At 55.1% G+C, this 20,890-nt stretch carries 22 protein-coding genes; 13 read left to right on the top strand and 9 right to left on the bottom strand.

Annotation, left to right across the window (positions count from 1 at the left end; all coding sequences use genetic code 11):
• The first annotated feature begins 9 nt into the window (after nt 1-9).
• A complete protein-coding gene (gene hisP, locus ACOTX2_RS02785) occupies nt 10-783 on the top strand; it encodes a histidine ABC transporter ATP-binding protein HisP (RefSeq protein WP_003861426.1) in 774 nt (257 codons plus the stop codon).
• 139 nt (nt 784-922) lie between these two features.
• On the opposite strand, the gene ACOTX2_RS02780 is transcribed toward hisP, so the two are convergent.
• From ACOTX2_RS02780 to yfcG, 4 genes are all read right to left on the bottom strand, one after another.
• Nucleotides 923-1,432 (bottom strand): GNAT family N-acetyltransferase, encoded by a 510-nt coding sequence (locus ACOTX2_RS02780; protein WP_045308691.1) that lies wholly within the window; start codon nt 1,430-1,432, stop codon nt 923-925.
• A gap of 44 nt (nt 1,433-1,476) precedes the next feature.
• Nucleotides 1,477-2,370, bottom strand: coding sequence for a TIGR01777 family oxidoreductase (locus ACOTX2_RS02775; protein ID WP_058647003.1), 894 nt, complete (start codon nt 2,368-2,370; stop codon nt 1,477-1,479).
• A 13-nt stretch (nt 2,371-2,383) separates the two neighbouring features.
• Nucleotides 2,384-2,752 carry a dihydroneopterin triphosphate 2'-epimerase gene (folX, locus tag ACOTX2_RS02770; protein WP_063147685.1) on the bottom strand — a complete coding sequence of 123 codons (369 nt, stop codon included), beginning with the start codon at nt 2,750-2,752 and terminating at the stop codon, nt 2,384-2,386.
• Between the two features lie 75 nt (nt 2,753-2,827).
• Complete coding sequence (gene yfcG, locus ACOTX2_RS02765; RefSeq protein ID WP_022648841.1) at nt 2,828-3,457, bottom strand: GSH-dependent disulfide bond oxidoreductase; 630 nt, start codon at nt 3,455-3,457, stop codon at nt 2,828-2,830.
• A 140-nt stretch (nt 3,458-3,597) separates the two neighbouring features.
• Here yfcG and yfcF point away from each other — a divergent pair, with 140 nt between their 5' ends.
• The 3 genes from yfcF to yfcD are packed head-to-tail and all read left to right on the top strand — an operon-like array spanning nt 3,598 to nt 5,472.
• Complete coding sequence (gene yfcF, locus ACOTX2_RS02760) at nt 3,598-4,242, top strand: glutathione transferase (RefSeq protein ID WP_023300634.1); 645 nt, start codon at nt 3,598-3,600, stop codon at nt 4,240-4,242.
• 56 nt (nt 4,243-4,298) lie between these two features.
• Complete coding sequence (gene yfcE / locus ACOTX2_RS02755) at nt 4,299-4,850, top strand: phosphodiesterase (RefSeq protein WP_063147686.1); 552 nt, start codon at nt 4,299-4,301, stop codon at nt 4,848-4,850.
• A 55-nt stretch (nt 4,851-4,905) separates the two neighbouring features.
• Entirely contained in the window at nt 4,906-5,472 is a 567-nt protein-coding gene (gene yfcD, locus ACOTX2_RS02750) for an NUDIX hydrolase YfcD (protein WP_006811396.1), read from the top strand.
• A 3-nt stretch (nt 5,473-5,475) separates the two neighbouring features.
• Here the strand turns inward: yfcD and ACOTX2_RS02745 are convergent, their stop codons facing one another.
• On the bottom strand, nt 5,476-6,495 hold the full coding sequence (locus tag ACOTX2_RS02745) for a LacI family DNA-binding transcriptional regulator (protein ID WP_003861441.1): 1,020 nt from the start codon (nt 6,493-6,495) through the stop codon (nt 5,476-5,478).
• A gap of 236 nt (nt 6,496-6,731) precedes the next feature.
• On the opposite strand from ACOTX2_RS02745, the gene ACOTX2_RS02740 reads away from it, so the two are divergent.
• The 5 genes from ACOTX2_RS02740 to ACOTX2_RS02720 all read left to right on the top strand — a co-directional run bounded on the left by ACOTX2_RS02740 (nt 6,732) and on the right by ACOTX2_RS02720 (nt 10,713).
• Complete coding sequence (locus ACOTX2_RS02740) at nt 6,732-7,175, top strand: PTS sugar transporter subunit IIA (RefSeq protein ID WP_063147687.1); 444 nt, start codon at nt 6,732-6,734, stop codon at nt 7,173-7,175.
• A gap of 79 nt (nt 7,176-7,254) precedes the next feature.
• Entirely contained in the window at nt 7,255-7,527 is a 273-nt protein-coding gene (locus ACOTX2_RS02735; RefSeq protein WP_003861447.1) for a PTS sugar transporter subunit IIB, read from the top strand.
• Nucleotides 7,528-7,548: 21 nt separating this feature from the next.
• Nucleotides 7,549-8,940: a PTS ascorbate transporter subunit IIC gene (locus ACOTX2_RS02730; RefSeq protein ID WP_017383437.1), complete on the top strand. Its 1,392-nt coding sequence runs from the start codon at nt 7,549-7,551 to the stop codon at nt 8,938-8,940.
• Entirely contained in the window at nt 8,937-9,767 is an 831-nt protein-coding gene (locus tag ACOTX2_RS02725; RefSeq protein ID WP_023300630.1) for a transketolase, read from the top strand. Before ACOTX2_RS02730 ends, ACOTX2_RS02725 begins: the two co-directional genes overlap by 4 nt.
• Nucleotides 9,760-10,713: a transketolase family protein gene (locus ACOTX2_RS02720; RefSeq protein WP_023306640.1), complete on the top strand. Its 954-nt coding sequence runs from the start codon at nt 9,760-9,762 to the stop codon at nt 10,711-10,713. Before ACOTX2_RS02725 ends, ACOTX2_RS02720 begins: the two co-directional genes overlap by 8 nt.
• A 110-nt stretch (nt 10,714-10,823) precedes the next feature.
• On the opposite strand, the gene pta is transcribed toward ACOTX2_RS02720, so the two are convergent.
• Together pta and ackA are read right to left on the bottom strand one after the other, a co-directional pair.
• On the bottom strand, nt 10,824-12,965 hold the full coding sequence (gene pta / locus ACOTX2_RS02715; protein WP_022648836.1) for a phosphate acetyltransferase: 2,142 nt from the start codon (nt 12,963-12,965) through the stop codon (nt 10,824-10,826).
• Between the two features lie 75 nt (nt 12,966-13,040).
• Nucleotides 13,041-14,243, bottom strand: coding sequence for an acetate kinase (ackA, locus tag ACOTX2_RS02710; RefSeq protein WP_022648835.1), 1,203 nt, complete (start codon nt 14,241-14,243; stop codon nt 13,041-13,043).
• Nucleotides 14,244-14,578: 335 nt separating this feature from the next.
• Between ackA and yfbV the strand changes: the two genes are divergently transcribed.
• The 4 genes from yfbV to ACOTX2_RS02690 all read left to right on the top strand — a co-directional run bounded on the left by yfbV (nt 14,579) and on the right by ACOTX2_RS02690 (nt 18,200).
• Nucleotides 14,579-15,034, top strand: a complete 456-nt coding sequence (gene yfbV / locus ACOTX2_RS02705) for a terminus macrodomain insulation protein YfbV (RefSeq protein WP_003861459.1) — start codon at nt 14,579-14,581, stop codon at nt 15,032-15,034.
• A gap of 92 nt (nt 15,035-15,126) precedes the next feature.
• Nucleotides 15,127-15,621 (top strand): YfbU family protein, encoded by a 495-nt coding sequence (locus ACOTX2_RS02700; protein ID WP_008502874.1) that lies wholly within the window; start codon nt 15,127-15,129, stop codon nt 15,619-15,621.
• A gap of 11 nt (nt 15,622-15,632) precedes the next feature.
• Complete coding sequence (locus ACOTX2_RS02695; RefSeq protein ID WP_022648834.1) at nt 15,633-16,292, top strand: sugar phosphatase; 660 nt, start codon at nt 15,633-15,635, stop codon at nt 16,290-16,292.
• A 75-nt stretch (nt 16,293-16,367) separates the two neighbouring features.
• On the top strand, nt 16,368-18,200 hold the full coding sequence (locus tag ACOTX2_RS02690; protein WP_063146680.1) for an SLC13 family permease: 1,833 nt from the start codon (nt 16,368-16,370) through the stop codon (nt 18,198-18,200).
• 82 nt (nt 18,201-18,282) lie between these two features.
• On the opposite strand, the gene yfbR is transcribed toward ACOTX2_RS02690, so the two are convergent.
• Complete coding sequence (gene yfbR, locus ACOTX2_RS02685) at nt 18,283-18,882, bottom strand: 5'-deoxynucleotidase (RefSeq protein ID WP_022648832.1); 600 nt, start codon at nt 18,880-18,882, stop codon at nt 18,283-18,285.
• A 117-nt stretch (nt 18,883-18,999) separates the two neighbouring features.
• Nucleotides 19,000-20,214 carry an alanine transaminase AlaA gene (alaA, locus tag ACOTX2_RS02680; RefSeq protein WP_022648831.1) on the bottom strand — a complete coding sequence of 405 codons (1,215 nt, stop codon included), beginning with the start codon at nt 20,212-20,214 and terminating at the stop codon, nt 19,000-19,002.
• Between the last annotated feature and the right edge of the window lie 676 nt (nt 20,215-20,890).

The raw sequence follows: 20,890 nt of genomic DNA, 5'->3' as shown, positions 1-20,890 counted from the left end.
GAATTTATAATGGCTGAGAACAAATTAAACGTAATTGATTTGCACAAGCGCTACGGCGAACATGAAGTGCTGAAAGGGGTGTCGCTGGAGGCTAACGCGGGCGACGTGATCAGTATTATCGGCTCATCAGGTTCGGGTAAAAGTACCTTCCTGCGCTGCATCAACTTCCTCGAAAAGCCGAGCGAAGGATCGATTGTGGTGAGCGGACAGAACATCAACATGGTCCGTGATAAAGACGGTCAGCTTAAAGTGGCGGATAAAAACCAGCTGCGCCTGCTGCGTACGCGTCTGACAATGGTATTCCAGCACTTCAATCTCTGGAGCCACATGACGGTGCTGGAAAACGTGATGGAAGCGCCGGTTCAGGTGCTCGGCTTAAGCAAGCAGGAAGCCCGCGAGCGTGCGGTCAAATACCTGGCGAAAGTGGGTATCGACGAGCGGCAGCAGATCAAATATCCGGTGCACCTGTCAGGGGGACAGCAGCAGCGTGTTTCCATCGCCCGCGCGCTGGCGATGGAGCCGGAAGTATTGCTGTTTGACGAACCGACTTCCGCGCTGGACCCGGAACTCGTTGGCGAAGTGCTGCGCATCATGCAGAAGCTGGCGGAAGAGGGCAAAACGATGGTGGTGGTGACGCACGAGATGGGCTTCGCCCGTAACGTTTCTAACCACGTTATCTTCCTGCATCAGGGCAAGATTGAGGAGCAGGGGCATCCGGACGAAGTGCTGGCGAACCCGCAAAGCCCGCGTTTGCAGCAGTTCCTGAAAGGCTCGTTGAAGTAGGTTTGGCCTTTCTCCCTCTCCCTGTGGGAGAGGGCCGGGGTGAGGGCATCAGCCCCAGAGCCGCCCAATTGCCCGGTGGCGCTTCGCTTTCCGGGCCTACAAAAACCGTAGGCCGGGCAAACGCAGTGTCGCCCGGCATTCAGACCGCACCACACTCCAGCCGATACACCCAGTCGTCATACCGTACGCCGTTAATCTCGTACGCCTTCTCCAGTACCTGTGTGCGCACAAAACCTGCTTTCTCAAGAACCCGCACCGACCCGCCATTATCCGCCAGCACGTACGCGTTAAGCGCCTTCACGCCCGTCTGGTTAAATGCATACTCACACACCGCGCGCAGCGCCTCGCTGGCAATGCCTTTTCCCTGCGCGTCAGGCACAACCGTGTAGCCAATATCCGCCTCTTCACGGTTCGCCGCACTGATTTGCAGGCCGATATCCCCGAGCGGCGTAACGTCGTTATGCAGACGGATCACAAAGACATGCTCCGCCATCAGGCGCGCGGCAAATACGCGGCGCGTCTCTTTTTCAGGCATGATAGCGGCCATATAGCGCATGATGTTGGGGTCTTCGCGCAGAGAGCGAAAGAACGCCCAGTCAGAAGGTTCGAAAGGGGTGAGGTGAAGCCGGGTTGTGGTGATGGTTGCCATAGTTACGCCATATCATCCAGAGATGGCGTATAACTCTAACATATTCACTGCACCACATCCCCCAGCGCCTCTTCCAGGTCATACCAGCGGAACGTAAATCCGGCCGCTTCCAGCCGTTTTGGCAGCGCGCGCTGGCCGCCCAGCACCAGCACCGAAGATTCGCCCATCAACAGCCGAATCGCCGTCGCAGGCACGCGCAGTACCGCCGGGCGATGCAGGGCATGACCCAGGGCGTGAGCAAACTGTTCATTACGTACGGGGTAGGGAGATACCATGTTAAACGGCCCGCGCAGGTCGTTATCCAGCAGCCAGAGAATACCGTTGACCATATCGTCGATATGGATCCACGCCAGATACTGACGACCGTTGCCGATGGGCCCGCCAAGCCCCATTTTAAACGGCGGCAACATTTTACCGAGAATACCGCCTTTCGGAGCAAGCACCACGCCGGTGCGCAGCAGGCAGACGCGGGTGTTATCGCTCTGCGCCCCGCAGGCGATACGCTCCCACTGGGCGCAGAGTTTATGGGTAAACTCGTTGTGCGGCGGCTCTTCTTCGGTCACCACCACTTCACCGAGATCGCCATAATAGCCTGTTGCAGAGCCGGAAATCAGCACCGAGGGCGGCATCTCGCTGTTACGAATCAGCTCAACCAGCCTTTCGGTCATGTTCCAGCGGCTGCTGCATAAACGCTGTTTTTGCTCTTCGGTCCAGCGTTTATCGGCGATTGGTTCGCCTGCAAGGTTGATGACGGCGTCAAAGCCGTTCAGATCCTGCCGTTCCGCCAGGCCTTTCCAGATCTCAACGCCGGTGCCCAGCACCTGGCGCGCTTTCTCCGGGCTGCGCGTGACCACGGTAATGTCGTGATGCAACGCATGCAAACGTGGAATGAGATGGCGACCAATCAGCCCCGTACCGCCGGTGAGCAGGATCTTCATACAACCTCCAGGTTTACGCCTGGCGCTGCCAGCTTAACGTCATGGAGACGGAGTCGGCGTAGCGCAGGGCGTGAAGTTTATCGATCTCCACTTCAGCATAAGTGACCCAGTGGTGTTCGCGTGCGATGTCGAGCACATCCTGAGTTAATTTTTCCAGTAGCGCAAAACGGTTGTTCTCAACGTACTGGATGATGCTTTTGGTGATCGTGCGATAGTTCAGCGCGTCATTGATGTCTTCGCTGGCGCACGCCTTGTCTGCCGGGTAATGGATCACGACATTCACCACGATATCCTGGCGATTCGCGATCTCCTCCTCTTTGATACCAATGAATGTGCGTAAGCGTAGGTTTTTTATACGAATAATAGCGTCATGCTGGGACATTGCAGGTCTTCTCCGTGTCAGTATTTTTACCTCATCATACATGAGGAGAACACCTGCACCCAACGGGGCACAGGCTCAAATCTGATGGATTTTTTGCATGGCGCGTTCGGTTGCCGGGCGGGTCCGGATGCGCTCAAACCAGTTGTTCACCGCCGGATAAGTGGCCAGGTCGATCCGGTGGCGTTCATGAGTGTTGATCCACGGCCAGCAGGCGATATCTGCGATGCTGTAATGCTCACCTCCCAGCCATGGTGATTTTTCCAGCCGACGGTTCAGTACCCCGTACAGGCGCTGGGTTTCGACCTGATATCGCTCAATGGCGTAAGGGATCGTCTGCGGCGCATAGGCGGTAAAGTGATGATTCTGCCCCAGCATCGGCCCCAGGCCGCTCGACTGCCAGAATAACCATTGCAGCGTGTGATGACGCTCGCGCAACTCCCCGCTCAGGAGCTTGCCGGTTTTCTCTGCCAAATAAAGCAAAATCTCTCCGGACTCAAACAGGCTTAACGGTTTGCCCCCGTCAGAAGGCAGGTTATCAATGATGGCCGGAATTTTATTGTTGGGCGAGATGGCCAGAAAAACGGGGCGGAACTGATCGCCTTTGCTGATATCCACGCGAATGATCCGGTAGTCCAGTTCGGCTTCTTCAAGAAAGAGGGTGATCTTATGGCCATTAGGGGTGGGGGCATAATAGAGATCTATCATTCTCAACTCCTGTCAGTGCGAATAGTGTTGCCATGAAAAATCAGTATAGGTGCTTGTTGTAAATCGTGAGTTTTCATCAAGTGACAGCGAGGCAAAGAGATTATATGTTGAGTGAAAACCGATCAGCCGATGAGGATGTTATGAGCCAGCCTGTAATAACGTTGTGGTCCGATGCGAACTTTTTTTCTCCTTATGTCATGAGCGTTTATGTGGCGCTGGCAGAAAAGGGGCTAACTTTTAGTCTGAAAACCGTTGACCTGGACAGCGGCGAACATCTGAAGCCTCAGTGGCAGGGCTACGCGCTCACCCGCCGTGTCCCTGTGCTGGAGATTGACGGTTTTGAGTTGAGTGAATCCTCAGCGATTGACGAGTACCTTGAAGACCGCTTTGCCCCACCAGAGTGGGAACGCATCTATCCTCACGATCTGCAAAAGCGCGCCCGCGCCCGCCAGATCCAGGCGTGGCTGCGTAGCGACCTGGTGCCGATTCGCACAGAACGCTCCACGGACGTGGTTTTCGCTGGCGTCAAAAAGCCCGCCCTCAGCGAGGAAGGCTTATCCAGCGCCCGGAAGCTGATTGATACCGCGTCATCGCTGCTGTCACAGGGTAACCCAAACCTGTTTGGCGAGTGGTGTATTGCCGACACCGATCTGGCGCTGATGCTCAATCGCCTTATCCTCAACGGCGATGACGTCCCACAGCTACTGGTGGATTACGCCACATTCCAGTGGCAACGCGCGTCGGTACAGCGCTATCTGGCACTCTCTGCTAAGCGCGCGGGCTGATAAGACGGGGCGCTTGAGGTATGATAGGGGCAGTCTGAATTCCCGAGGAGTAACTGATGAAACTGATGCTTGCGTCGGATATTCATGGATCGCTGCCCGCGACCGAACGCGTGTTATCTCTGTTTGCCCAAAGCGGGGCGCAATGGCTGGTGATCCTGGGCGATGTGTTAAACCACGGCCCACGCAATGCGTTGCCGGAAGGCTATGCTCCCGCGCAGGTGGCGGAAAAACTTAATCATTTTGCCTCGCGCATTATCGCCGTTCGCGGCAACTGCGACAGCGAAGTTGACCAGATGCTGCTGCAATTTCCCATCACCGCTCCCTGGCAACAGGTGTTGATGGAAAACAGCCGTTTGTTCCTGACCCACGGGCACCTGTTCGGCCCGGATAACCTGCCGTCACTCGCCGCTGGCGATGTCCTGGTTTATGGTCATACTCATATTCCGGTGGCGGAAAAACGCGGGGCGTTTTACCACTTTAACCCCGGGTCTGTCAGCATTCCTAAAGGCGGTAACCCGGCAAGCTACGGCATGTATGAAGACGGGACATTAAGCGTTATCGCACTTAATGATCAGCAAGTTATTGCGCAGATAGCGATTAATCCGTAAGTTACACCACAACTGCAAACGCGCCGAAAGAGCGCTTAGACGAGAAGGTTTCCCGATGGTGGAGCAGAATCATTTGGCAAGTACTGAGTGGGTTGACATTGTCAGCGAAGAGAATGAAGTGATCGCGCAGGCCAGCCGCGAACAAATGCGTGCGGAGCGTCTGCGTCACCGCGCGACTTACATCGTTGTTCATGACGGCATGGGCAAGATTCTGGTCCAGCGTCGCACTGACACCAAAGATTTTCTTCCTGGTATGCTGGATGCCACAGCGGGTGGCGTCGTGCAGGCCGATGAAGTATTGCTGGATTCCGCGCGTCGTGAAGCGGAAGAAGAGTTAGGTATCGCTGGCGTGCCGTTTGCCGAGCACGGACAGTTTTATTTCGAAGATGAGCATTGTCGCGTCTGGGGCGGGCTGTTTAGCTGCGTTTCCCACGGACCTTTCGCCTTGCAGGAAGAGGAAGTGAGCGAAGTGTGCTGGATGACGCCGGAAGAGATCACCGCGCGTTGCGACGAATTCACGCCGGATTCCCTTAAAGCACTGGCGCTGTGGATGACCCGCAACGCCAAAAACGAATCCGCTAAACCGGAAAATAAGGCGGAAAAAGAGGAAGAGGCTGAGTAAGCCTTAACAGCTTTCCCGCAAACACAGGCTGGACGCGATGGGTTTATGGTCGCGCCAGTCTCCGTCATTCAGACGTTCCAGTAACGCTTTCCCGGCTTCAATCCCAATCTTGCGATGCGGTACTGCCATCGTCGTCAGCGGCGGCTGACAGACGCGGCTGACGTCGCTGTCGCCAAAGCCCACGACCGCTAAATCGTCCGGCACCTTGATGCGCCGACGCTGGCACTCATACAGCGCGCCGCAGGCCAGTTCATCTGATACGCACACCAGCGCATCCAGCTCCGGCCACGCCAGCAGAAACTCCGGCAATTGTGCCGCACCGGTGGAGAAGTTCGGCGGCATGGCGGCATTAATCACTCTGTTTGGCGCCAGGTGGTGGCGCAGCATCGCCTTGTACCAGCCCTGCAAATGCTGCTGAAAAATCCACTGCTCCTGGTTAGCGCACAGCAGGCCAATATTCTGGTAGCCGCGCTGAATCACCATTTCGGTAAGTTCATACATGGCGGCGACGTTATCAATCCCGATATTCATATCAATAGGATCGGCACGCATTGCACCCATTTCCATCACCGGGATAGAGGCGTTTTTTAGCCAGTGTCGCACGGTGTCGGAGTGCTCGACGCTGAGCAGTATCGCCGCGGCGATGTTCGAGGCCAGCAGCGTTTCAAGCAGTTTCTCTTCCTGTTCAAGACGATGCTGAGATTCCGCCAGCATAATCTGATATCCGGCTGGCTGGAGCACCTGCTGTAGCCCGGCGAACATCTCGGAACAGCCAGCTTCGGAAAGATTGGGTACAACCATCGCAATCGTCCATGACGATGCCGATGCCAGTGCGCTGGCGGCAAGATTGGGCATGTAACCCAGCTCCTGCACCGCGGCTTCAATTTTTTCACGCAGTTTATCGGAAACCTGTTCGGGCGTGCGGAGGGCACGGGAAACAGTCATCGTGCCTACGCCGGCAAGCTGCGCGACATCCGCGAGCGTTACTTTTCCGGTACTGCGCCGTTTTCGGGTTAAAGACATACATCTTCCTGCTGACAGGACGCGATTTAGTTTCATCCTTCATTTTACGTGACAGGCAGTATACGCCTTAAATCCCTTTTTTTGCTGTGATTTCGCACCAGGATAGCAATTTGATAGCGCTATCACAGTTCTGCATGTTAGTCGTTGGTAGCGCTATCTTTGTGATCGCGATCGCAGTCATTAATTGATGGGTTGAATAGAGTTTGCCCATGTCTGGTCTTTAGCGGGAGTGAAAAATGCTCAAAAAGTGGATATATGATACAACCATCATCCTACAGGATAGCGTTGAAAGCTGGCCCCAGGCGCTGGAACTGTGCGCGAAACCGCTGCTGGATTTGCAGGTCATTGCGCCGAAATATGTCACGGCTATCATTGAGCAGCATCACAGGTTAGGTCCCTACTATGTGCTGGCTCCTGGGCTGGCAATGCCACATGCGCGACCGGAAGAAGGGGCGAAAGGACTTGGCCTGTCATTATTAAAACTGAAACAGGGCGTCTCATTTGGTGCTGGTGAGTTTGACCCCGTCGATGTGATTGTGATGCTGGCGGCGCCGGACAAACATAGCCATATCGAAATGATCTCCGCCTTAGCAGAATTATTTTCCAGCGACGAAGATATGGCTGAATTACATCGGGCGAATACGCTGGAGGAGATAAAAACCGTCATCAATCGCTTCTGATTTAATTATTTAATCCGATTCATCTCAACATTACGCGTCAGCGTGATGGGGCGTGCTCTACTCAAAAAAGGGGATAACAATGAAAATTATGGCTATTTGCGGCTCCGGCCTGGGCAGCAGTTTTATGGTCGAAATGAATATTAAAAAGGTGCTCAAAAAACTGGAAATTGAGGCAGAGGTTGAACACTCCGATCTCTCCTCGGCCACGCCGGGCGCGGCGGACCTGTTTGTAATGGCGAAAGACATTGCCGCCAGCGCCAGCGTGCCGGAAAGCCAGCTGGTGGTGATCAACAATATTATCGATATCAACGAACTCGAAGCGCAGCTGCGCGCCTGGTTCGAAAGACAATAATCCTGAAAAGGCGAGGTGGATATGTTTATCCTTGAAACGCTGAATTTCGTTGTTGATATTTTAAAAGTCCCTTCAGTCCTGGTCGGGTTAATTGCCCTGATTGGTCTGGTGGCGCAGAAAAAAGCCTTTTCAGATGTGGTAAAAGGCACAATTAAAACCATTCTCGGCTTTATTGTACTGGGCGGCGGCGCAACCGTGCTGGTGGGCTCTTTAAATCCGCTCGGCGGTATGTTTGAGCACGCCTTTAATATTCAGGGCATTATTCCCAACAATGAAGCTATTGTGTCAATTGCCCTGGAAAAATATGGTGCCTCCACCGCGCTCATTATGGCTTTCGGGATGGTGGCGAATATTATTGTCGCGCGCTTTACCCGCCTGAAGTACATCTTCCTGACCGGGCATCACACCTTCTACATGGCGTGCATGATTGGCGTGATCCTGACGGTCGCAGGCTTCGAAGGGGTAGGGCTGGTCTTCACCGGTTCGTTGATCCTTGGCCTGATTATGGCCTTCTTCCCGGCGATTGCGCAGCGCTATATGAAGCGTATTACCGGCAACGATGAGATCGCCTTCGGTCATTTCGGCACGCTGGGCTACGTGCTGTCCGGCTGGATTGGCAGCAAGGTCGGTAAAGGCTCGCGCTCCACCGAAGAGATGAACCTGCCGAAGAACCTCAGCTTCCTGCGCGACAGTTCGATCTCCATCTCACTGACCATGATGATTATCTACCTGATTATGGCGGTGAGCGCCGGGCGTGAGTACGTGGAGGCCACCTTCAGCGGCGGCCAGAACTACCTGGTGTACGCCATCATTATGGCCATCACCTTCGCGGCAGGCGTGTTTATCATCTTGCAGGGTGTGCGCCTGATTCTGGCGGAGATTGTCCCGGCCTTTACCGGCTTCTCGGAAAAACTGGTGCCCAATGCGCGACCTGCGCTGGACTGCCCGGTGGTCTACCCGTATGCGCCAAACGCGGTGCTGATTGGCTTCCTGTTCAGCTTCCTCGGCGGGATTGTAGGCTTGTTCATCTGCGGTCAGTTTAGCTGGGTGCTGATCCTGCCGGGCGTCGTGCCGCATTTCTTCACCGGTGCAACGGCGGGCGTGTTTGGGAACGCCACCGGCGGACGTCGCGGGGCGATGATTGGCGCCTTTGCTAACGGCCTGCTGATCACCTTCCTGCCGGTCCTGCTGCTGCCTGTTCTGGGCGCGATTGGCTTTGCGAATACGACCTTCTCGGACGCCGACTTTGGCGCCGTCGGGATTGTGCTCGGCAACCTGGCGCGCTTCCTGTCGCCGCTTGCCATCACCGGACTGGTTGTTGTGTTGTTTGCGCTGCTGGTGGCCTACAACGTCTTCGCTAAAAACAAACCTGCCAGCGGTAACGCGCAGGAAAACCCCGGAGCCAAATCATGAATGAAAATGAAATAACCGAACTGGCGCGTCAGATCCGCCTTGAGACGCTGAAATCCCTGACGCAGCTGGGTTTTGGTCACTACGGCGGCAGCATGTCAGTCGTTGAAACACTGGCCGTTCTGTACGGCGCGGTAATGAAAATTGACCCGGCCGATCCGGACTGGCCAGAGCGCGATTACTTTGTGCTGTCGAAGGGACATGCGGGCCCGGCGCTGTACAGCACGCTGGCGATTAAGGGCTACTTCCCGATTGAAGAGCTGAGCACGCTAAACCAGAACGGAACGCGTCTGCCAAGCCACCCGGATCGCCTGAAAACACGCGGCGTGGATGCCACCACCGGATCGCTGGGTCAGGGGATCTCCATTGCAGGCGGCATGGCGCTGTCGCACAAGCTGGCAGAAAGGCCAAACCGGGTGTTTTGCATCGTTGGCGACGGGGAGCTGAACGAAGGGCAGTGCTGGGAAGCCTTCCAGTTTATTGCACACCATCGACTGAACAATCTGACGGTGTTCGTGGACTGGAACAAACAGCAGCTCGACGGCGAGCTGGACGAAATCATCAGCGCCTTCGATCTGGAAGGCAAATTCCGGGCCTTTGGTTTTGACGTGGTGACGGTGAAAGGGGACGACATTCCGGCGCTGCTGGAGGTGACCGCACCGATCCCTGCGACCGATGCGCGTCCGCGAGTGGTGATCCTCGACAGCATCAAAGGGCAGGGGGTGCCATACCTGGAACAGCTCAGCAACTCGCATCACCTGCGATTAACTGAGGAAAGCAAAGCGGCGCTCAACGAGACGATTCGCCAACTGGAGGCTTCACATGATTAAGGTTGCACCGACAGGACAGAAAGATTCGGTTGAGATGCGTAAGGTCTATGCGGGTTTTGTGGCAAAACAGATTGAGGCCGGGAGCGAGATTATTGCGCTCGAAGCGGATCTGATGAGTTCGATGGCGATGGACGGCGTAGCGCGTGATTATCCACAGCACGTCATCAACTGCGGCATTATGGAGGCCAACGTGATTGGGACGGCCGCCGGGCTGTCGCTCACCGGACGTAAGCCGTTCGTCCATACCTTTACCGCCTTTGCCAGCCGTCGCTGCTTCGACCAGCTGTTTATGTCCCTGGACTACCAGCGCAATAACGTGAAGGTGATTGCCTCGGATGCGGGCGTGACGGCCTGCCACAACGGCGGGACGCATATGTCGTTTGAGGATATGGGCATCGTGCGCGGTCTGGCGCATTCAGTGGTGCTGGAGGTGACCGATGCGGTGATGTTCGAAGATGTGCTGCGTCAGCTTATCGACCTGGAAGGCTTCTACTGGGTGCGGACCATCCGTAAACAGGCGCCGAGCGTCTATGCCCCGGGGTCAACCTTCACCATCGGCAAGGGCAACGTGCTGCGCGAGGGAACCGATATTACCCTGATTGCTAACGGCATTATGGTGGCGGAAGCGCTGGAGGCGGCGCGCCAGCTGGAGCAGGAGGGGGTAAGCGCAGCGGTCATCGACATGTTTACCCTGAAGCCCATCGATCGGATGCTGGTGAAAAATTATGCCGAGAAAACCAGGCGTATTGTGACCTGCGAAAACCACAGCATTCACAACGGGCTGGGGTCGGCGGTGGCGGAAGTGCTGGTGGAAACCTGTCCGGTGCCGATGCGGCGGGTTGGGGTGAAGGAGCGTTACGGTCAGGTAGGCACGCAGGACTTCCTGCAGAAGGAGTATGGCCTGACGGCACATGACATTGTGTCGGCGGCACGAGAGTTGCTGTAATAAAAAAGGCGACCGTTGAATGGTCGCCTTTTTTTGCCGGATGGCGCTTCGCTTATCCGGCCTACAAAACCCTGGGCCCGGTAAGCGCTAGCGCCACCGGGCTTTTTAGCTTACTGCTGCTGCGAAGACTGAATCGCCGTCAGCGCGATGGTGTAGACGATATCGTCAACCAGCGCACCACGAGACAGGTCGTTCACAGGCTTGCGCATACCTTGCAGCATTGGCCCGATGGAGATCAGGTCTGCTGAACGCTGTACCGCTTTATAGGTGGTGTTACCGGTGTTCAGATCCGGGAAGATGAACACGGTAGCGCGACCTGCAACCGGCGAGTTAGGCGCTTTAGATTTCGCAACGTCAGCCATTACCGCGGCATCGTACTGGAGCGGGCCGTCGATCATCAGATCCGGACGTTTTTCCTGCGCAATGCGGGTCGCTTCACGGACTTTCTCTACGTCGCTGCCTGCACCAGAGGTACCGGTGGAGTAGGAGAGCATCGCGACGCGCGGTTCGATACCGAAGGCAGTCGCGGAGTCCGCAGACTGGATTGCGATTTCTGCCAGCTGCTCTGCGGTTGGGTCCGGGTTGATCGCGCAGTCGCCATAAACGTAAACCTGTTCAGGCAGCAGCATGAAGAACACGGAGGAGACCAGAGAGCTGCCCGGTGCGGTTTTGATCAGCTGCAACGGTGGACGGATGGTGTTCGCGGTGGTGTGAACCGCACCGGAAACCAGGCCGTCAACTTCGTCCTGCTCCAGCATCAGCGTACCCAGCACGACGTTGTCTTCCAGCTGCTCGCGCGCAACGGCTTCGGTCATGCCCTTGTTCTTACGCAGCTCAACCAGGCGGGCAACGTAGCTTTCGCGAACCACTTCCGGGTCAACGATCTCAATGCCAGCGCCCAGCTCAACGCCCTGAGACGCCGCAACGCGGTTGATCTCATCCGGGTTACCCAGCAGCACACAGGTCGCGATACCGCGCTCTGCACAGATGGCCGCCGCTTTAACGGTACGTGGTTCGTCACCTTCTGGCAGAACCACGCGTTTGCCCGCTTTACGCGCCAGCTCGGTCAGCTGGTAACGGAAGGCTGGAGGAGACAGACGACGGCTGCGCTCGGACGTCGCCGTCAGGGATTCGATCCAGTCTGCGTTGATGTAGCCCGCAACGTATTCCTGAACTTTCTCGATACGCTCGTGGTCATCAACCGGCACTTCGAGGTTGAAGCTTTGCAGGCTCAGGGAGGTCTGCCAGGTGTTGGTGTTCACCATGAATACTGGCAGGCCAGTGGCGAACGCACGTTCGCACAGCTTGCTGACGCGCGGGTCCATCTCGTAGGCACCGGTCAGCAGGATCGCACCGATTTCCACGCCGTTCATCGCAGCCAGGCACGCTGCAACCAGCACGTCTGGACGGTCAGCAGAGGTCACCAGCAGGGAACCTGCGCGGAAGTGTTCCAGCATGTGCGGAATGCTGCGCGCGCAGAAGGTCACGGACTTCACGCGGCGGGTGTTGATATCGCCTTCGTTAACGATGGTGGCATTCAGGTGACGCGCCATATCGATTGCACGGGTGGCAATCAGATCGAAGCTCCATGGCACCGCACCCAGCACCGGCAGTGGGCTGGAATCCTGCAGCTTAGCCGGGTCAACTTTGATGACTTTCGCTTTGGAAGAGTCGTCGAAGATTTCGGACAGGTCAGGACGCGTACGGCCCTGCTCATCTACTGGCGCGTTCAGCTTGTTAACAATCACGCCGGTGATGCTGGTGTTTTTCGCACCGCCGAAGCTGCTGCGCGTCAGTTCGATACGCTCTTTCAGCTGCTCTGGGGTGTCCGTGCCCTGAGACATCACGAAAACGATCTCTGCGTTCAGGGTTTTCGCGATTTCAAAGTTCAGAGACTGGGCAAACTGGTGTTTACGGGTCGGGACCAGGCCTTCAACCAGCACCACTTCAGCGTCCTGCGCGTTTGCGTGGTAGTTGGCGATGATCTCTTCCATCAGCACGTCTTTCTGGTTGCTGGAGAGCAGAGATTCAACGTGGCTCATCTTCAGCGGTTCAGCCGCTGGCAGATTGGAGTTCTTACGAACGATGGAGGTGGTCTGGTCTGGCGCATCGCCACCGGCACGTGGCTGGGCGATAGGCTTAAAGACGCTCAGACGAACGCCTTTGCGTTCCATAGCGCGGATCACGCCGAGGCTGACGCTGGTCAGGCCGACGCTGGTTCCGGTAGGGATCAGCATAATAGTACGGGACACGGTTTATCCTCTTTCGTTACCGCCGCGTTGGGCGGGCTACAAAACAGCACCGCCAGCATTGCTGGCGGTGTGGAATCAGGCAGTCAGGCGGCACGCGTCTTGCGCGATGACCAGCTCTTCGTTAGTTGGGATAACGATAGCCGGGCGGGTGCCTTCTTTGTTGATGAAGCCAGACTTGCCGAAGCGGGCAGCCAGGTTACGCTCGTGATCGACTTCGAAGCCCAGTACGCCCAGTTTGCCCAGGGACAGCTCACGTACCATTGCCGCGTTCTCACCGATGCCGCCGGTGAAGATAACCGCGTCCAGACGACCGTCCATCAGCGCGGTGTAAGAACCGATGTACTTCGCCAGACGGTGGCAATAAACGTCCATTGCACGTTTAGCGTCAGCTTTTTCTGCGTAGTTGTCTTCAACGTAACGGCAGTCGCTGGTGACTTCGGTCAGACCCAGCAGGCCAGACTCTTTGGTCAGCATTTTGTTGATGTCGTCAACGCTCATGCCCAGGGTGTCGTGCAGGTGGAAGATGATCGCCGGGTCGATATCACCGGAACGGGTACCCATCACCAGACCTTCCAGCGGGGTCAGACCCATAGAGGTATCAACACACTTACCGTTGCGGATAGCAGAAACAGAACCACCGTTGCCCAGGTGGCAGGTGATGATGTTGACTTCTTCAACCGGCTTGTTCAGTACTTTTGCGGCTTCCTGAGTCACATAGAAGTGGCTGGTGCCGTGTGCGCCGTAGCGACGTACGCCGTGCTCTTTGTACAGGCTGTATGGCAGGGCATAGAGGTAAGACTCTTCCGGCATGGTCTGATGAAACGCGGTGTCAAACACGGCCACGTTTTTATCTTTCAGATTCGGGAAGGATTTCAGTGCTTCAGCGATACCGATCAGGTGAGCCGGGTTATGCAGCGGTGCGAAAGACGCAGAGTCTTTGATGCCCTGAATCACAGAGTCGTCGATTACCACGGAGCTGGTGTATTTTTCGCCGCCGTGGACGATACGGTGACCAATCGCAGTCAGCTGAGCAGACAGTTCTGGTTTTTGTGCCAGAATAGTGTTAACGATAAAGTTCAGCGCTTCACTGTGAGCGGCGCCTGCACCTAAAGCCGCTTCTTGTTTGCTGCCGTCCATCTTCCACTTGATACGTGCTTCAGGCAGATGGAAACATTCGGCCAAACCAGAGAGGTACTCATCACCGTTGAGCGCATCGATGATGGCGAATTTCAGTGAAGAGCTACCGCAGTTCAGAACCAGTACTAACTTACTCGACATGGAAGTACCTATAATTGATACGTGGCTAAAAAAACGTCAATGAGTCTAAAGCGTAACGCATGCTGACTCAGACATTTATGATTAACATCATGCCAAACGAACATTCTGGCAGGATGGAAGAAATACCTATTATTTTAAGCCATTTTGAACATTTTTCAGACAATGGCATAATATGCGATAATTTGACGAGTTAACGCTTCTCGTCTACGGCCTATCAGGCTGGCACAGGATACCCGATACGGGGTAGCGATGACAAAATATTTTGAACGTTGTCATAGCCTGTTGTGGTTTTGCACGAAAATTTTAATTTTTATATGTGAAGTTGAGGTACAGCCATGTCAACACCTGAAATCCCGTCCGTGAACTTTTTTAGTCTGTTTCGTCGGGGACAGCATTACGCAAAGACATGGCCGATGGAAAAGCGCCTCGCGCCCATGTTTATTGAAAATCGCACTATTCGCGCCACGCGCTATGCGATTCGCTTTATGCCCCCGATCGCCGTCTTTACTCTTTGCTGGCAAATTGCGCTGGGTGGACAGCTTGGACCTGCCGTCGCGACGGCGCTCTTTGCGTTAAGCCTGCCCATGCAGGGATTGTGGTGGTTAGGTAAACGTTCCGTCACGCCACTTCCGCCTTCTATTTTACACTGGTTTTATGAAGTGCGTGGAAAACTGGAGGAGGCCGGCCAGGCGCTCGCCCCGGTTGAAGGCAAGCCGGATTATCAGGCGCTGGCGGACACCCTCAAGCGCGCGTTTAAACAGCTTGATAAAACATTCCTCGATGATTTGTGATTGATCATCGAAACGACGACCAAAAGAAGGCACAGTAACAATCAGTTACCGTGTCTTTTTTTTACAGTGCAATGCGCTACAGGAGTCGAAAGATGGAAATGACCCATGCTCAACGTCTGATTTTGTCTAACCAGTACAAGATGATGACTATGCTTGATCCCGATAACGCTGCGCGCTACAGCCGCCTGCAAACCATTGTTGAACGTGGTTTTGGCTTGCAGATGCGCGAACTGGATCGCGAATTTGGCGAACTGAAAGAGGAAACCTGCCGTATCGTTATCGACATCATGGAGATGTACCATGCGCTGCATGTGTCCTGGACCAATCTGAAAGACCAGCAGTCCATTGACGAGCGCCGCGTAACGTTCCTGGGCTTTGATGCCGCGACAGAAGCGCGCTATCTGAGCTATGTGCGCTTTATGGTGAACACCGAAGGGCGCTACACTCATTTTGATGCGGGTACGCACGGCTTCAACGCCCAGACCCCAATGTGGGATAAGTATCAACGTATGCTGAGCGCGTGGCACGCCTGTCCGCGTCAGTACCATTTAAGCAGCAACGAAATTCAACAAATCATTAATGCCTGACGGAGGTGCGTGTGCAGTGTAAAGGTTTTCTGTTTGATCTGGACGGTACGCTGGTGGATTCGCTGCCGGTAGTGGAGCGTTCCTGGTGTCATTGGGCCGACAGGCACGGCATTGACCATCAGGATGTACTGAATTTCATCCATGGCAAACAGGCCATTACCTCATTGCGGCACTTCCTGGCGGGACGTCCTGAGGAAGAGATTCAGGCGGAGTTCAAATATCTGGAGCAGATTGAAGCTACCGACACTGAGGGCATCACCGCGCTGCCCGGTGCGCGCGAATTGCTTGAGCATCTGAATGAAGCGCAGATCCCGTGGGCTATCGTCACCTCCGGCTCGGTTCCTGTCGCGCATGCCCGCCATAAGGCGGCCGGTTTACCGACGCCGGACGTCTTCATTACCGCTGAGCGCGTAAAGCGCGGCAAGCCCGAACCGGATGCGTTTCTGCTCGGCGCTGAACTGCTCGGCCTTGCGCCAGCGGAGTGCGTGGTGGTGGAAGACGCGGCGGCAGGCGTGCTGGCCGGGCTGAACGCCGGAAGCCACGTCATTGCCGTTAACGTCCCGGCGGGGTCCCCCCGGCTGGAGGAGGCGGATTTTGTGCTTAATACTCTGACCGCCATCGACGTCTCGAAGGCATCAGACGGCGTTGTAACCGTCTCGCTAAAAATGTAATCCCATGATATAGCCCCGCATTACCGGGGCTTTTTTATGGCAGAATTGCTTCTCCTCCACTGACAAGGACATGTTGTGAACGGTGAACTGATTTGGGTCCTGAGCCTGCTGTTAATCGCCATCATTCTTTTTGCCACGGGCAAGGTGCGCATGGATGCCGTCGCCCTGTTTGTGATTGTCGCGTTCGTTCTGAGCGGTACCCTTTCCCTGCCGGAAGCCTTTTCCGGGTTTAGCGATCCCAACGTTATTTTGATTGCCGCCCTGTTTATTATTGGCGACGGGCTGGTACGCACCGGCGTGGCGACGATGATGGGGTCGTGGCTGGTTAAAGTGGCGGGCAGCAGCGAAACCAAAATGCTGATTTACCTGATGCTGACGGTCGCCGGACTGGGTGCGTTTATGAGCTCGACGGGGGTCGTGGCCATCTTTATTCCGGTTGTGCTGAGCGTCTGCATGAGGATGCAGATCTCCCCGTCGCGGCTGATGATGCCGTTGAGCTTTGCCGGGCTCATCAGCGGCATGATGACGCTGGTCGCGACCCCGCCGAACCTCGTCGTAAACAGCGAACTGATCCGTGAGGGGCTTGAGGGGTTTAGCTTTTTCAGCGTCACGCCGATCGGGCTGGTTGTACTGGTGATGGGCATTATCTATATGCTGTTGACCCGTTTCGCGCTGAAAGGGGAGAAGCAGGACAAAGCCAAAGAGGGCTGGAAGCGGCGAACTTTTCGCGATTTGATCAAAGAGTACCGTCTGACCGGGCGCGCCCGTCGGCTGGCTATCCGCCCCGGTTCGCCGATGATAGGCCAGCGGCTGGACGACCTTAAGCTACGCGAACGCTATGGCGCGAACGTCATCGGGGTTGAGCGCTGGCGTCGTTTTCGTCGGGTAATCGTTAACGTGAATGGGGTGTCAGAGTTTCGCGCGCGTGACGTCCTGCTGATTGATATGTCCACCGCGGACGTGGATCTGCGAGAGTTTTGTAGCGAGCAACTGCTGGAGCCGATGGTGCTGCGCGGCGAGTATTTCTCCGACCGGGCGCTGGATGTGGGTATGGCCGAGGTGTCTCTAATCCCGGAATCGGAGTTATTGGGCAAAACCGTGCGCGAAATCGGCTTTCGTACCCGCTATGGTCTCAACGTGGTGGGCCTGAAGCGCGATGGCGTAGCCCTTGAAGGGGCGGTGGTGGATGAGCCGATCCTGCTGGGGGATATCTTCCTCGTGGTCGGCAACTGGAAACTGATTAGCCAGCTCGGGCAGAAAGGCCGCGATTTTGTGGTGCTGAATATGCCGATTGAAGAGAGCGACGCGTCACCGGCGCACAGTCAGGCGCCCCATGCGATTTTTTGCCTGGTGTTGATGGTCGCGTTGATGCTGACGGACGAGATCCCTAACCCGGTGGCGGCGATAATCGCCTGTCTGTTAATGGGCAAATTCCGCTGTATCGACGCCGAAAGCGCTTACAAAGCGATTCACTGGCCAAGCATCATTCTCATCGTTGGGATGATGCCCTTCGCCCTGGCGCTACAGAAAACCGGCGGGGTGGATTTGATCGTAAAAGGCTTAATGGACGCGGGCGGGGGATATGGTCCGTACCTGATGATGGTTTGCCTGTTCGTCATGTGCGCCACCATTGGTTTGTTCATCTCCAATACCGCAACGGCGGTGCTGATGGCGCCTATTGCGCTGGCGATGGCAAAATCGATGGGCGTTTCGCCCTATCCGTTTGCGATGGTGGTAGCGATGGCGGCGTCCGCGGCATTTATGACGCCGGTATCTTCCCCGGTCAATACCCTGGTGCTGGGGCCGGGAAACTATCGATTCAGCGATTTTGTAAAGCTGGGCGTGCCGTTCACCGTGCTGGTGATGCTGGTATGCGTGGTGCTGATTCCGGTGTTATATCCGTTCTGAGAACATCGCCGGGTGGCGGCTACGCCTTACCCGGCCTACGTGATTCGTAGGCCCTGCAAGCGCAGCGCCGCTGGGCGAAAAACTACAGCGGCGAATCCTGACTGATCTCATCCAGCGACAAATGGAAGCTCGGCACAAACACCTGCATAAAGTAATCCATCTCTTCGCTACGGCGGGAGTCGAGCGTTTTCTCCAGACGCGTTTTCGCCAGCAGGAACTCGTTATTCCCCGCGGATAACTCTTCCAGACATTTCAGGTAGGCGCACAGCGCATCGGCCTGCTTAACCAGGGATTTCTCCTCTTCCGTATACTGATGCTCGTCGATCAGCGGCCCGAAGATATCACGCAGCTCATCAGGCACCATATCGATCAGCTTCTGCTGGGCAATCTTCTCAATGGCCTTATATTCCTGGGCAATCTGCGAGTTGAAATATTTCACCGGCGTAGGCAGATCCCCGGTCAGCACTTCCGATGCATCGTGGTACAACGCCAGCAGGGCGATACGTTCGGCATTAACCTGCCCGTTGAATTTGCGGTTTTTAATTGCTGCCAGCGCATGAGCGACCATAGCAACCTGCAAACTGTGCTCAGACACATTTTCAGTGCGCACGTTGCGCATCAGCGGCCAGCGGTTGATGAGTTTCAGGCGGGAGAGGTGGGCAAAGAAATGACTCTGACTCATAGGTTACCTTATGTCTTCACTGCGGCGGACTTCATTGTGCGGGGAGGGGAGGGAAGATGCAAATTTGCAGATGTTACAGGCCGGGTAAGCGCAGCGCCACCCGGCGGAAAGTCAGCGTTACTGATGGTACCCCGAGAGGAATCGCCCGAAGCGGCTGATGGCCATTTCGAGATCGTCTTCGCGCGGCAGGGTTACAATACGCACGTGATCCGGCCACGGCCAGTTAAACGCCGTCCCCTGAACCAGCAGCACTTTTTCCTGCAACAGGAAGTCGAGCACCATTTTCTGGTCGTCGTGAATATTGAAGCGCTTCGCGTCGATTTTCGGGAACATATACAGCGCGCCGTTAGGCTTCACGCAGGAGACGCCCGGAATATCATTAATTAATTCCCATGCACGGTTGCGCTGTTCATAGAGGCGGCCGCCTGGAACGATAAACTCGCTGATGCTTTGATAGCCCCCGAGTGCTGTCTGGATCGCATGTTGCGCCGGTACGTTGGCGCACAGACGCATGGATGCCAGCATCTCCAGCCCTTCAATGTAGCCTTTCGCATGTTTTTTCGGACCGTTCAGTACCATCCAGCCCTGACGGAAACCTGCAACGCGGTAAGTTTTAGACAGTCCGTTAAAGGTGACCGTCAGCAGATCGGGCGCCAGCGCGGCGATAGAGTGGTGCTGCGCCGCGTCGTACAGGATCTTGTCGTAAATCTCGTCGGCAAAGATGATCAGGTTGTGCAGGCGGGCGATCTCGACGATCTCCATCAGCAGCTCTTTTGAATAGACCGCGCCCGTCGGGTTATTCGGGTTAATGATCACGATTCCCCGGGTGCGCGGTGTTATTTTGGCGCGAATGTCATCCAGATCCGGGAACCAGTCCGACGATTCATCGCAAAGATAGTGCACCGCTTTACCGCTGGAGAGCGATACCGCAGCCGTCCACAGCGGATAGTCTGGAGCGGGAACCAGCATTTCATCGCCGCTGTTCAGGAGCGCCTGCATCGCCTGAACGATCAGCTCCGAGACACCGTTGCCAATGTAGATATCTTCAACGGTGACGTCGCGCATACCGCGAGCCTGATAGTGCTGCATAATGGCTTTACGGGCGGAATAAAGCCCTTTTGAATCGCAGTAGCCTTGTGCAGTGGGCAGGTTACGGATCACATCCACCAGGATCTCATCCGGCGCTTCAAAACCAAATGGCGCGGGGTTGCCGATGTTGAGTTTCAGAACCTTATTGCCTTCCTCTTCAAGGCGTTTTGCCTCTTTGAGTACCGGGCCACGGATGTCGTAACAGACGTTGTCGAGCTTGCTGGATTTTTCGATAGGGGACATGAACCTTTAACCTTTTCGCTATTATTGCAACTTCCTGCCGTGGAAGCAGCACGGAACAATGTACTCCCACCGCGCTTCGTTTTGAAGGGCGCACAGAAGAAGATTTTGTCCAACCAGGCAGCACTGCTGTGATTGCTTAATCTAATGATGGAGTGATTTTGCGCCTGAAATTACCGTGAAAACGCTTAATGTTGGGTTTTTTATGCTGAAAGTTTCACATAAATATTAATATTATTCTGATTTAAATTAAAAGACGATCCGGGCTGAAGCGTTAGTCCCCCTGAGTGACCATTCGTAAAACCTGAATGCTGAGATACAGTTTGCTCTATTAGCAAAGCCAGGTTAAAAGTTACTCATGTGAAATTAATGTTAAGTGTTATTAATGAATGGCCTGAATCTAAATTAAACTTTATTTATTATTAACGAAGAAAATGCAACTTTCGTTAATTTTAATAAAAAGAGTGTAGTTGCTTATCATTGGCGTTAAATCCGTTATATTGCAATAAGACTTATAAATATAGTGGATTTGGGTTAAGATGTGTTTTGGGAATGCAGCGTAGCGATAGGCCTGTTACGTATATCAGCTTCTGCCTTCCTGTATTAATCGATTGTTATTGTTAAAGTAATCTCTGGCTGATTGGGTAAGTCACATCTTGCTACGCTGGCAACGCTGCGA

Origin of the sequence: Enterobacter cloacae complex sp. IR5412, from assembly GCF_049237385.1 — a bacterium.
Taxonomy (GTDB): Bacteria; Pseudomonadota; Gammaproteobacteria; order Enterobacterales; family Enterobacteriaceae; genus Enterobacter; species Enterobacter intestinihominis.
This window is presented reverse-complemented; position numbering and strand designations above follow the sequence as displayed.